At 62.6% G+C, this 12641-nt stretch carries 11 protein-coding genes; 9 read left to right on the forward strand and 2 right to left on the reverse strand.

What is annotated here, in order from left to right; all coding sequences use genetic code 11:
• Positions 1-44: 44 nt before the first annotated feature.
• From ACTJKM_RS13890 to ACTJKM_RS13925, 8 genes are all read left to right on the forward strand, one after another.
• Positions 45-2261 carry a primosomal protein N' gene (locus ACTJKM_RS13890; RefSeq protein WP_440660504.1) on the forward strand — a complete coding sequence of 739 codons (2217 nt, stop codon included), beginning with the start codon at positions 45-47 and terminating at the stop codon, positions 2259-2261.
• A 138-nt stretch (positions 2262-2399) separates the two neighbouring features.
• Complete coding sequence (locus ACTJKM_RS13895; protein WP_057255018.1) at positions 2400-2786, forward strand: AGROH133_08824 family phage infection protein; 387 nt, start codon at positions 2400-2402, stop codon at positions 2784-2786.
• A 262-nt stretch (positions 2787-3048) separates the two neighbouring features.
• Positions 3049-3609 (forward strand): F0F1 ATP synthase subunit delta, encoded by a 561-nt coding sequence (locus ACTJKM_RS13900; RefSeq protein ID WP_440660505.1) that lies wholly within the window; start codon positions 3049-3051, stop codon positions 3607-3609.
• A complete protein-coding gene (gene atpA / locus ACTJKM_RS13905; RefSeq protein WP_057255020.1) occupies positions 3609-5138 on the forward strand; it encodes a F0F1 ATP synthase subunit alpha in 1530 nt (509 codons plus the stop codon). Before ACTJKM_RS13900 ends, atpA begins: the two co-directional genes overlap by 1 nt.
• Positions 5139-5165: 27 nt before the next feature.
• Positions 5166-6047, forward strand: coding sequence for a F0F1 ATP synthase subunit gamma (locus ACTJKM_RS13910; protein ID WP_057255021.1), 882 nt, complete (start codon positions 5166-5168; stop codon positions 6045-6047).
• A 24-nt stretch (positions 6048-6071) separates the two neighbouring features.
• On the forward strand, positions 6072-7589 hold the full coding sequence (gene atpD / locus ACTJKM_RS13915; protein WP_093233134.1) for a F0F1 ATP synthase subunit beta: 1518 nt from the start codon (positions 6072-6074) through the stop codon (positions 7587-7589).
• 119 nt (positions 7590-7708) lie between these two features.
• Positions 7709-8110, forward strand: coding sequence for a F0F1 ATP synthase subunit epsilon (locus tag ACTJKM_RS13920; RefSeq protein ID WP_057255102.1), 402 nt, complete (start codon positions 7709-7711; stop codon positions 8108-8110).
• 254 nt (positions 8111-8364) lie between these two features.
• Positions 8365-9792: a mannose-1-phosphate guanylyltransferase/mannose-6-phosphate isomerase gene (locus ACTJKM_RS13925; protein WP_440660507.1), complete on the forward strand. Its 1428-nt coding sequence runs from the start codon at positions 8365-8367 to the stop codon at positions 9790-9792.
• A 173-nt stretch (positions 9793-9965) separates the two neighbouring features.
• On the opposite strand, the gene ACTJKM_RS13930 is transcribed toward ACTJKM_RS13925, so the two are convergent.
• Positions 9966-11069 (reverse strand): saccharopine dehydrogenase family protein, encoded by a 1104-nt coding sequence (locus ACTJKM_RS13930; protein WP_057255024.1) that lies wholly within the window; start codon positions 11067-11069, stop codon positions 9966-9968.
• A gap of 125 nt (positions 11070-11194) precedes the next feature.
• Between ACTJKM_RS13930 and ACTJKM_RS13935 the strand changes: the two genes are divergently transcribed.
• Complete coding sequence (locus ACTJKM_RS13935) at positions 11195-11626, forward strand: Lrp/AsnC family transcriptional regulator (protein ID WP_057255025.1); 432 nt, start codon at positions 11195-11197, stop codon at positions 11624-11626.
• Between the two features lie 36 nt (positions 11627-11662).
• On the opposite strand, the gene ACTJKM_RS13940 is transcribed toward ACTJKM_RS13935, so the two are convergent.
• Entirely contained in the window at positions 11663-12589 is a 927-nt protein-coding gene (locus ACTJKM_RS13940; protein WP_440660509.1) for a DUF6030 family protein, read from the reverse strand.
• Positions 12590-12641 lie beyond the last annotated feature (52 nt).

The following is a 12641-nucleotide window of genomic DNA, read 5'->3' on the forward strand; positions in this document are numbered from 1 at the left end:
GCGCAGTTTTCTTTAACCGAAACACGTGGCAAGGTCACGGCAAAATGACTCGCGATTCAACCGATTTATTCGGCGATTTGCTCGGGCCGATTTCTGCCCGTCGCGTCGTGCCGGTCCTGGTGCCCATGCCGGCGCCGAAAGCCTATTCCTATGCGGTTCCCGACGGCATGGCGGTCGAGCCGGGCTCGATTGTGCAGGTGCCGCTCGGCCCCCGTCTCGTCGTCGGCGTGGTCTGGGATGGAGACGATGACGGCAATGTCGATCCGAAGAAACTCAAGACAATCGAGAAGGTTTTTGACTGCCCGCCGCTGACGAGGGACATGCGAACTTTTCTTGACTGGGTTGCTGCCTACACTGTGACGCCGCCGGGGCTCGTCGCGCGCATGGCGCTCCGGGCACCGGCGGCCTTCGATCCGGAGCCGATGGTGGAAGCGCTGCGCCTCACGGACATGCGGCCGGAGCGCATGACGGCGGCGCGCGAGCGCGTGATCGCGACCGCCAGCGATGGCGTCTCCTGGACGCGCTCCGGGCTTGCGCATGCGGCCGGAACTTCGTCGAGCGTGATCGAGGGACTGACGCAGCAAGGCGTCTTCGAAACCGTATTCATGGCGCCGCCGCCGGTGGTTGCCTTGCCTGATCCCGATTTTGTCGCGCCCCGGCTCGAAGGGCCCCAGAAGGATGCGGCAGCCGATCTCCTGGCGGCGGTGGAGGAGGGCGGCTTCTCTGTGTCGCTGATCGACGGCATCACCGGCTCCGGCAAGACCGAGGTCTATTTCGAGGCGATCGCCGCGACGCTTCGGGCCGGCAAGCAGGTGCTGATCCTTTTGCCGGAGATTGCGCTGACGTCGAGTTTCCTCGAACGCTTCCAGGATCGCTTCGGGTCGAAACCGGCCGAGTGGCATTCGGACCTGGCACCGCGCACCCGCGAAAAGGTCTGGCGCCAGGTGACGACCGGCACGGTGCGCGTCGTTGCCGGCGCCCGCTCGGCGTTGTTCCTGCCGTTCGAAGAGCTTGGTCTCATCATCGTCGATGAAGAGCACGACCCGGCCTACAAGCAGGAGGACCGCGTCTTCTACAATGCGCGCGATATGGCGGTCGTGCGCGGCCGGATCACCGGCTTTCCGGTCGTGCTCGTCTCGGCGACGCCATCGGTCGAAAGCCGGGTCAATGGCGAGGTCGGCCGTTACAAGCCGATCCACCTGCCGACGCGTTTCGGCGATGCGGCGCTGCCGCGGCTCGGCGTTGTCGACATGCGCCAGCATCCACCGGCGCGCGGCGGGTTCCTTTCGCCGGTTCTCATCAACCAGATCGGCAAGGCCGTCGAGCGCGGCGAGCAGGCGCTGCTTTTCCTCAATCGCCGCGGCTATGCGCCGCTGACGCTCTGCCGCGTCTGCGGCCATCGCTTCCAGTGCCCGGACTGTTCAAGCTGGCTCGTCGAACATCGGTTCCGCGGGCAGATCCAGTGCCACCATTGCGGCTATACGGAGAAGACGCCGGAGGCCTGCCCCGAATGCGGCACGCTCGATCACCTGGTTGCCTGCGGCCCCGGCGTCGAGCGCATTGCCGAGGAGGTGGAGCGGCATTTCCCAGAAGCGCGCACCATCGTGCTCTCCTCGGACCTCATGGGCGTCAAGCGGCTGCGGCTGGAACTCGACGCCATTGCGCGCGGCGAAGCGGACATCGTCATCGGCACGCAGCTCGTCGCCAAGGGACACAACTTTCCGCTGATGACGCTGGTCGGCATCGTCGATGCCGATCTCGGCTTGGCCAATGGCGATCCGCGGGCAGCCGAGCGAACCTTCCAACTGCTCTCGCAGGTGACCGGCCGCGCCGGGCGAACCGGCCTCAAGAGTCTCGGCCTGTTGCAGACCTACCAGCCGCAGCATCCCGTCATGCAGGCGATCGTCTCCGGCGATGCCGATGCCTTCTACGACCGCGAGATTGCCGAGCGCGAAAAGGCCTTGCTGCCGCCCTTCGGCCGGCTCGCCTCGCTGATCGTCTCGGCCGACACACGCCAGGATGCCGAGGGCCATGCGCGGGGCTTGCGCATGGCCGCCCCCCGGACCGACGGCATCACCATTCTCGGCCCGGCGGAGGCGCCGCTGGCGCTGATCCGCGGCCGGCATCGCTTCCGCCTGCTGGTGCATGGCCGGCGCAACAGCGACATGCAGGCTTTCGTCAAGGCGATGATCGCCGCCGGCCCCAAGGAGCGCGGCTCGATCAGCGTCCAGCTCGACATCGATCCCCAAAGCTTCCTGTAAATTCAAGTTTCCTGTGATCGTCGCGTTGAAGAGGCTGCTGGCGATTCACAACCGGGGCGACATGCGCTAGAGGTCAAGGACGCGCCGCTTCGACCGAAGACGAAACGGCATGACAAGGGCTCATCTGCGGGAACGGGCATGGAATTCTACATTCCGACGGAAACCGGCGAATTCCTCGCCTTCTGCGCGGCCGTGGCTGCGGCGCTGATCGGGGTCGTCATGCTGTTTGCGCCGCGGCTTACCTTTCGTGCGGCTGGCATCGGCATTGCCGAGGGGCGGCGCGGCGGTTATGCCGAGGCTCGCTCCACCATGGGCGGCATGCATGTGGGGCTCGGCCTTGCCGCGATCCTCCTGGCGCAGCCGATGGTCTATCTTGCCGTCGGAGCGGCGTTCGCGCTTGCCGCCTTCGGCCGAATCCTCTCGATGATGAGCGACAACGGCGGCACGGTCTACAACTGGCTGGCGCTCTTCGTTCAGGCGGCACTCGCCATCCTTCCGCTCGCATACGTCTTCGGCATGATCTGATCGTGCCGCGGGCCGTTCCGCGATTCACAACGCAGGAAACGAATTTACGGCAAAATTCGGCCAAGGTGGCCGACTTATGCCGCATTCCTGCCGTTCGCGTGTTGCGAGTCCAAACATCCTATGCTAGACGAACCGCGAATTGCGGGGGAAGTGGGTCGCCAGGCCTCGATATCCTGCAAATTATTGCAGCAAATTCAAGAATTTAAGTTGACGGCCCACCGCCAGCTCGGTTCTTGGATGAAAATGAGAGAAGCTTGTGCCCGTGGCAGACACATCCCAGCTTATTTCCGGTGTTGCAGAAAGATACGCGTCCTCGCTTTTTGAACTCGCGCTCGGCGCCGGTTCCGTCGAGGCAGTCGGCGCGGATCTGACCCGCGTCCAGGCCCTGATCGACGGCAGCGATGATCTGAAGCGGCTGATCGTAAGCCCGGTCTTTTCTGCAGACGACCAGTTCAAGGCCATTTCGGCAGTTGCCGAGAAGGCTGGTATCTCCGGGCTCGTCGGCAACTTCCTCAAGGTCGTTGCCCGCAATCGCCGCCTCTTCGCGCTGCCGGGCATGATCAAGGCGTTCCGCCTGATCGCCGCACGCCATCGTGGCGAAGTCTCCGCCGACGTCACGTCGGCCCATGCGCTCTCTGCAGCGCAGGAAAACGAATTGAAGGCGACGCTGAAAAGCGTCACCGGCAAAGACGTGGCGGTCAACGTCACCGTCGACCCGTCTATTCTTGGAGGTCTGATCGTCAAGGTCGGGTCCCGCCAGATTGACACCTCCCTTCGCACCAAACTCTCTACCCTTAAGCTTGCACTGAAAGAGGTCGGCTGATGGATATCCGCGCCGCGGAAATTTCCGCAATTCTCAAAGATCAGATCAAAAATTTCGGCCAGGAAGCAGAAGTCTCCGAAGTCGGTCAGGTGCTTTCCGTCGGTGACGGTATTGCCCGCGTCTACGGCCTCGACAATGTTCAGGCAGGCGAGATGGTCGAATTCCCGGGTGGAATTCGCGGCATGGCGCTGAACCTCGAAGCCGACAACGTCGGTGTCGTTATTTTCGGTTCCGACCGTGACATCAAGGAAGGCGACACCGTCAAGCGGACCGGCGCCATCGTGGACGTTCCTGTTGGTCCGGAACTGCTCGGCCGCGTCGTCGACGCGCTCGGCAACCCGATCGACGGCAAGGGCCCGATCAACGCCAAGCAGCGCTCGCGCGTTGACGTCAAGGCTCCGGGTATCATTCCGCGCAAGTCGGTTCATGAGCCGATGTCGACCGGCCTCAAGGCCATCGACGCTCTGATCCCGGTTGGTCGTGGCCAGCGCGAGCTCGTCATCGGCGACCGCCAGACCGGCAAGACCGCGATCATCCTCGACACGATCCTCAACCAGAAGGCCATTCACGACAATGGTCCGGAAGGTGACAAGCTGTATTGCGTCTACGTCGCAATCGGCCAGAAGCGTTCGACGGTTGCCCAGTTCGTGAAGGTTCTGGAAGAGCGTGGCGCTCTGCAGTACTCGATCATCGTTGCTGCGACCGCGTCCGACCCGGCTCCGATGCAGTACCTCGCACCGTTCGCCGGTTGCGCGATGGGCGAATACTTCCGTGACAACGGCAAGCATGCCCTCATCGGCTACGACGACCTGTCGAAGCAGGCTGTTTCCTACCGTCAGATGTCGCTCCTGCTGCGCCGCCCGCCGGGCCGCGAAGCTTACCCGGGCGACGTTTTCTACCTGCACTCCCGCCTGCTCGAGCGCGCTGCAAAGCTCTCGGACGACAACGGCGCCGGTTCGCTGACGGCTCTGCCGGTCATCGAAACGCAGGGCAACGACGTTTCGGCGTTCATCCCGACCAACGTGATCTCGATCACCGACGGCCAGATCTTCCTTGAAACCGACCTATTCTACCAGGGCATCCGTCCGGCCGTTAACGTCGGTCTGTCGGTTTCGCGCGTCGGCTCCGCCGCGCAGATCAAGGCGATGAAGCAGGTTGCCGGCTCGATCAAGGGCGAACTCGCTCAGTATCGTGAAATGGCCGCCTTCGCGCAGTTCGGCTCGGACCTCGATGCCGCTACGCAGCGCCTGCTGAACCGCGGTGCGCGCCTGACCGAACTCCTGAAGCAGCCGCAGTTCTCGCCGCTGAAGACGGAAGAGCAGGTCGCTGTCATCTTCGCAGGTGTCAACGGTTACCTCGACAAGCTGCCGGTCAACCAGGTTGGCAAGTTCGAGCAGGGCCTGCTTTCGTACATGCGTTCGGAAGGCAAGGACATCCTGGAAACCATCCGCAAGGACAAGGCGATCTCCGACGACGTCAAGGGCAAGCTGAAGGCTGCAATCGACAGCTTCGCCAAGTCTTTCGCCTGAGCGGATTTCATTTAGGACGGATAACGGATGCCTTCACTTAAGGATCTGAAGAACCGGATCGCCTCCGTCAAGGCGACGCAGAAGATCACCAAGGCGATGAAAATGGTCGCCGCGGCGAAGCTTCGGCGTGCGCAGGAGGCGGCCGAGGCCGCCCGGCCTTACTCGCAGCGCATGGCTACCGTTCTCGCCAACATCGCCCAGGCGGTTGGTGCGGACGACAGCGCGCCTGCCCTGATGACCGGAACCGGCAAGGACGATACGCACCTTCTGGTCGTCTGCACGGCTGAACGCGGCCTTTGCGGCGGCTTCAACTCGCAGATCGCCCGTCACGCCCGCGACCACGTTCGCAAGCTGCTCGCAGCCGGCAAGACGGTCAAGATCATCTGCGTGGGCAAGAAGGGCTTCGATATTCTGCGTCGCGAATTCGCGTCGCTGATCATCGATCGTGTCGACCTGCGTGAAGTCAAGAAGATCGGCTTCGAAAACGCCGACCAGATTGGCCACAAGGTCATCGCGCTCTTCGAAAAGGGCGAGTTCGATGTCTGCACGCTGTTCTACTCCGAGTTCAAGTCCGTTATCGCCCAGATTCCGACGGCTCAGCAGCTGATCCCCGCTTCGGCCGGCCCGGTCGCAGCGCAAGCATCGGATGCTTCGGCCGTCTATGAATATGAGCCGGACGCGGGCGCGATCCTGAGCGACCTCATTCCGCGCAACATTTCCGTGCAGATCTTCCGGGCCCTGCTCGAGAACGTCGCCGGCGAAATGGGCGCGAAGATGAGCGCGATGGACAATGCGACGCGCAATGCTGGTGAGATGATCAACAAGTTGACGCTGAACTATAACCGTCAGCGCCAGGCTCAGATCACCAAGGAACTCATTGAAATCATCTCGGGCGCGGAAGCGCTCTAAGGTTACGGAAAGAGGGTAAGGATTATGGCTAAGGCAGCTACCCCGAAAGAAACCGCAGTGGAGAAGAAGCCCGCTGCACCGAGGAAGGCAGCTTCCGCCAAGACCGCAGCAGTTGCCGCAACCGGCGCTGTCGGTCGCGTAACGCAGGTCATCGGCGCCGTCGTTGACGTCGTGTTCGAAGAAGGCCAGCTTCCGCAGATCCTGAACGCGCTGGAGACCGACAACCACGGTAACCGCCTCGTTCTCGAAGTCGCTCAGCACCTCGGCGAAAACTCCGTCCGCACGATCGCCATGGACTCGACCGAAGGTCTCGTGCGCGGCCAGCCGGTCACCGACACCGGTGCGCCGATCACGGTTCCGGTTGGCGACGAAACGCTCGGCCGCATCATGAACGTCATCGGCGAGCCGGTCGACGAAGCCGGTCCGCTCGTTACCTCGGGCAAGCGCGCGATCCACCAGGATGCGCCGTCCTACGTCGAGCAGTCGACGGAAGCACAGATCCTTGTCACCGGCATCAAGGTCGTCGACCTTCTCGCGCCTTACGCAAAGGGCGGCAAGATCGGCCTCTTCGGTGGTGCAGGCGTCGGCAAGACCGTTCTCATCATGGAACTGATCAACAACGTCGCCAAGGCGCACGGTGGTTACTCGGTGTTTGCAGGCGTGGGGGAACGCACCCGCGAAGGCAACGACCTCTACCACGAAATGATCGAGTCCGGCGTTAACAAGCATGGCGGCGGCGCAGGCTCCAAGGCTGCGCTCGTTTACGGCCAGATGAACGAACCGCCGGGCGCCCGCGCTCGCGTCGCTCTGACGGGCCTCACGATCGCTGAAGACTTCCGCGACAAGGGCCAGGACGTTCTGTTCTTCGTCGACAACATCTTCCGCTTCACCCAGGCAGGTTCCGAAGTGTCGGCTCTGCTCGGCCGTATTCCTTCGGCCGTGGGTTACCAGCCGACGCTGGCGACCGACATGGGTCAGATGCAGGAACGCATCACCACGACGACCAAGGGTTCGATCACCTCGGTTCAGGCCATTTACGTTCCGGCCGACGACTTGACCGACCCGGCGCCGGCTACCTCGTTCGCCCACCTGGACGCAACGACGGTTCTGTCGCGCTCGATCGCCGAAAAGGGCATCTACCCGGCCGTTGACCCGCTCGACTCCACGTCGCGCATGCTGGACCCGATGATCGTCGGCGAGGAGCACTACGAAGTGTCGCGTAAGGTGCAGACGACCCTGCAGCGCTACAAGTCGCTCCAGGACATCATCGCCATCCTCGGCATGGACGAACTGTCTGAAGAAGACAAGATCGCCGTTGCCCGCGCTCGTAAGATCGAACGCTTCCTGTCGCAGCCGTTCTTCGTCGCCGAAGTCTTCACGGGTTCGCCGGGCAAGCTCGTCGCTCTCGAAGACACGATCAAGGGCTTCAAGGGCCTGGTCAACGGCGAATACGACCACCTGCCGGAAGCTGCCTTCTACATGGTCGGCTCGATCGAAGAAGCGGTCGAAAAGGCCAAGAAGCTGGCTGCTGAAGCCGCTTGATTGCACTGTTAAGCCTCGGCGCGATCCAAGCGCCGAGGCTTTCATCCTGCCTTATCAGAAGGCAGGGAAGACATGCACAGCCGCCTTTTAGGTGGCGCGCCCACGAGAAGTGAATGGTCATGGCCGATTTCAACTTTGAGCTTGTTTCCCCCGAGCGCCTGCTCCTCTCCGAAAAGGTGACGGAAGTCGTCATTCCGGCGACCGAGGGCGAGATGACCGTGATGGCCAATCACGCTCCGACGATGACGACGGTCAAGCCCGGCGTGGTCACGGTGAAGACGGCTGACGGCAAGACCGAGCGCTTTGCTGTGTTCGGCGGCTTTGCCGACATCCTGCCGACCGGCTGCACGCTTTTGGCCGAGTCCGCCGTCCACGTCGACGAACTCGACCGTACGGTTCTTGAAAACCGCATCGATGCGGTTCGTGCCGAGCTGGAAGGCGCCGGCGACGAGAAGAAGACCCGTCTCGAGCAGTTCGTCGCCGAACTGACGAAGCTCGGCGAGATCGTGATCCCGGCCTGAAAGGGACACCCGGAAGGGTAATGCAAATCCGAAAGCCCCGCCTTCGTGCGGGGTTTTTTGTTGATCGCGAGTTCTTTGCCGTGACGCTTCGCTTAAGTGGAGCGGGATGCGGGCGGACAACCGTATACCCTTCCTCATCAGTATTAGCCTTCGCGTCGGTGAATGGCTTGCCCGGATCGGCGCTTTAGCTATTCTTCATCAGAAGCCCTTTATTGGTCCCTGAAAGTTCAGCTCAAAGAAGAAGAGGCGCCGGCATGACGTCAAAGATTGTTCCGGTGATCATGGCGGGCGGGCGCGGCACCCGTTTGTGGCCGCTCTCTCGCGCCGCCGCTCCGAAGCAATTCCTGCAGATCCTTTCCGATCGTTCACTGTTCCAGCAGACGCTGGAGCGCGTGCGCGACGCCGGCCAGTTCGAGCCGGCCATCATCGTCACCAACAGCGACTTTCGCTTCATCGTCGCGGAGCAGGCGCGGGCGATCGACGTACATCTGGGCGACATCCTCCTTGAGCCGGTTGCACGCAACACAGCGCCGGCGCTGACTGCCGCGGCTATCCAGGTACTCAGCCGTTACGGCAAGGGTGCGGTCATGCAGGTGCTTGCTTCTGACCATGAGATCGATGCCGGCGAGGTCTACAGGGATTGCATACTCAGGGCGCACCAGGCCGCCCGCCACGGAGAACTGGTGACCTTCGGCATCACGCCGACGGAACCGGCGACCGGCTACGGCTACATCGAGCGCGGCGAAGAACTGACGGCTGGCACGAACCGTGTGGCGCGGTTCGTCGAGAAGCCGGACCGCGCCAAAGCCGAGGCAATGCTCGAGACCGGGCGCTACCTCTGGAACTCCGGCATGTTCATGCTGCCGGTAAAGCACTTTCTTGATGAGATGAAGCGCCACGCGCCCCAGGTCTGGGAAGCGACGAAGCTCGCGGTGGAAGGGGCTCAGAAGGATCTCGACTTCACCCGGCTGCACGCGGCGAGCTTTGCCGCTGCGCCTGATATCTCCGTCGATTATGCGGTCTTTGAAAAGACTGAGCGGGCGGCCGTGGTGCCGTCTTCCTTCCTCTGGTCCGATCTCGGCAGCTGGGACGCGGTCTGGAAGACGGGAGAAAAGGACGGCGACGGCAATGTCGTCACCGACAAGGCCACGGTGTCGAACACGCGCAATTCGCTGGTCCTGTCGCGCGACATTCACCTTGCAGTTCAAGGGCTGGACGATGTCGCCGTCATTGCCGGCGAGGATGCCGTCTATGTCGGACGGCTGGCCGACAGCCAGAGCGTCGGTTCCATCGTCAAGACGCTGGCGAAGTCGCCACAGACGGCGGTGCTGACCGAGATCCACCCGACGTCCTATCGCCCCTGGGGGGCGGTCGCGGCCATTTCGGACGGAGAACGCTTTGCCGTCAAACGTCTGCGCGTGAACCCCGGCAAGAAGATCTCACTGCAGAAGCATCATCATCGGGCGGAACATTGGATCGTGGTGCGCGGCACTGCGGAGATCACGATGTCCGGGGAAACGCGAATGCTGCACGAGAATGAGTCGGTCTATATTCCGCCGGGGATCGTGCACCGGCTTCACAACCCGGGCAAAATCCCGCTGGAACTGATCGAGGTGCGCACCGGCTCCTATCTCGGCGAAGATGACATCATCCGTATCGAGGACGAATTCGGCCGAAGCTAAGGGGTATCCGTCAAAGTGCTACGGCGACCTTTGTGCGCGTCTGATACGACGCGGCGCCGCAGGCCCGAATGATCGGACGACACGAAAAAAGCCCGGGCCAAGACCCGGGCTTTGCGTAGGTGAGAGCGGGACGTCTGTCCCGCTCCAAATTCGGCACGCTTATAGCTGAAGGATCAGCCGGCGACGCGCTCGGTTTCGCCCTTCTGAGCGTAGTAGTGGCCGAAGCGGTTTGCGAGGAAGGTGTCGAGGCTGATGTCTTCCTGGCGAACGAAGCCCTTGGAGGCGATCTTGCCTTCGGCGAGCAGGTCGAGCACGGCGCAGATGCTGCCTGCCGTGGTGATCTGGATACCGCTCTGCATGCGGCCGGCAACGACGCCGCTATAGACCTTGTTGGCGTAGGTTTCCTGGATCAGGCGGCCGCTGCGGAAGCCCGAAACCGTAACGAAGATCACGACGACGTCCTGGGTGGTGGTCGGCAGGGCGTTCTCGAAGATGTCCTTGAGGACTTCGCGGCGGTGGCGCAGGCCGAGGTCGTTGAGGAGCGCCTTCATGATGGCGGCATGGCCCGGATAGCGGATCGTCTTGTAGTTAAGCGTGCGAACCTTGCCCTTCAGCGTTTCGCAGAGGGTGCCGAGACCGCCCGAGGTGTTGAAGGCTTCATAGGTGACGCCGTCGAGCGAGAATTCTTCGCGCTCTTCCATGGCCGGCACTTCGATGAGGTTGTTTTCGACGATCGCTTCGCAGGGCTCGATATATTCGTTGATAACGCCGTCGGTGCTCCAGGTGAGATTGTAGTTGAGCGCGTTCGACGGGTACTGCGGCAGGGCGCCAACGCGCATGCGCACGCTTTCCAGCGTCTCAAAGTGGCTGGCGAGATCGTTGGCGACGATCGAGATGAAGCCCGGTGCGAGGCCGCACTGCGGGATGAAGGCGGTGTTGGCCTTGGCGGCGATCGCCTTGACCTGGCGGGTGGATTCGACGTCTTCGGTCAGGTCCAGGTAGTGGATGCCGGCTTCAGCAGCGGCTTCGGCGATTGCGACCGTCAGGTGGAACGGAGCGGCGCTGAGGACGGCGAACTTGCCCGAGAGAAGAGCGACGAGCTGCTTCTTGTCGGCGATATCGACCGTCGCGGTCGTGATGGCAGCGTGCTTTTCCACCTGCTCCAGCTGTTCGGCGCTGCGGTCGGCGACGCAGACGCTGTAGTCGCCGGTATGGGCGAGCATGCGAGCGATGGTGGAGCCGATCTTGCCTGCTCCGATGACGACGATATTCTTCATTCTTTCCCCCAGGGCATGAGAACTGTGTGTGCCCCTATTGTCGTGGGAGGGGTGGTTGATTTGAAGCGCCGAAACGACTAAATCGCCTATAGATATTCGGCAGATTGCCCAACAGGACCGACGAAATGCAAATCACGGACAAGGATCGAGAGCTCCTCGCCGTCCTCAGCGAAAATGCCCGCATGCCGACGGCGACGATCGCGCGCCGGCTCGGCCTGTCGCGCACGACAGTGCAGGCGAGGATCGAGCGGTTGGAGCGCGAGGGAATCATCGCCGGCTACGGCGTGCGCCTGTCGGAGAGCTACGAGAAGGGGCTGGTCAAGGCGCATGTGCTGATCACCATCGCGCCGCGGGCGCTGAGCCGCGTGACCCCTGAACTCAGTGCCATCCGTGAAATCCAGACGCTGCATTCTGTCAGCGGCAGTTTCGATCTTATCGCCGTGGTCGCGGCGACGTCGATCAGCGAACTTGATCTTCTGATCGACCGCATCGGCGAGATCGACGGCGTCGACCGGACGCTTTCTTCGATTATCCTTTCGACCCGGATCGATCGGTAGGCCGTTGCTTTCCTAAGTCAGCGAGCGACGGAATCGTCACGGCGCATGACCCGCGGAGGGCTTCTCGCCGAGCGTGGCGTCCGTCGCTGGCTCCTTCCCATTCGGCACTTTTGCCGGCACGTTCCAGTCTGTCGGGCCCTTGACGAAGCTACGCAGTCCGGCATCGCCATAGGCGAGCCATTTGCTCCGGTCGAAGTAAAGCTCGGCAATGCTCTTCGGCCGCGCGCGCGGCGGCTGGTTGGCAAGGAAGTTAAAGCGCGGCGTCACCTCGTCGGACTCGCGCTTGAACTGGATGCGGCTGCCGAAACGCTTGAGATCGAATTCCTTCAGCGCCTGGATTTGCAGGGTGACGCTTGCGGCATCGGCCCAGCGCACGTGGTCGAGGAACACCGCCGCTGCCCGCGCCGCTGCCGTGGTCACGGCCTGGCGGTCCTCCGGTCGCTCGATGTTGAGCTTGACGCGGAAGGAGGTGATTTCCTCCTCGCCGCTGCCTTTGACGAAGATGAAGATCGATGAGGGCTTGTCCTCGCCCGGACGCGGGAAGGAGACGAGTGACGAACATTCCCATTGGGCACGCTCACCGGCACCGGCTTTCCATTCGAGTTCGCGAAAGCCGGCGTCGCGCAACTCGTCGCAGAGCGCCTTGGGATCGCTGCGGATGACGCGCAGGAACTGCTGCTCCGGCGTCTGCAGATCCTGGAAGGTCCAGGCGGGCAGGGCGATGCGTGGCGGTTCGCGCCTTGCCGGCTTCTCGGCCGTCGATTCGGAGGGCTTGCTCTTCGCCAGGAAGGTCGTCGGCAGACCCAATGCCACGAGAACTTTCTTGAGGTTGCGCTGTTCGTTGGCAAGCAGGGCCGTCGCGAGAATGGCGGTGACGATCAGGATGAGAGCGACGAGAAAGAAGCGCAGTCCCGTCCGACCGGCAGGCTTTGGAGCCGGCGTCTTGCCACGGGGCGTGCTCATGCGGTCCCGCCTGCCCGGCGGGGTGCGATGAGGCGCGGGACCTCCAGCAAAA

Origin of the sequence: Ensifer sp. 22460 (genome assembly GCF_052044935.1) — a bacterium.
Taxonomy (GTDB): Bacteria; Pseudomonadota; Alphaproteobacteria; order Rhizobiales; family Rhizobiaceae; genus Ensifer.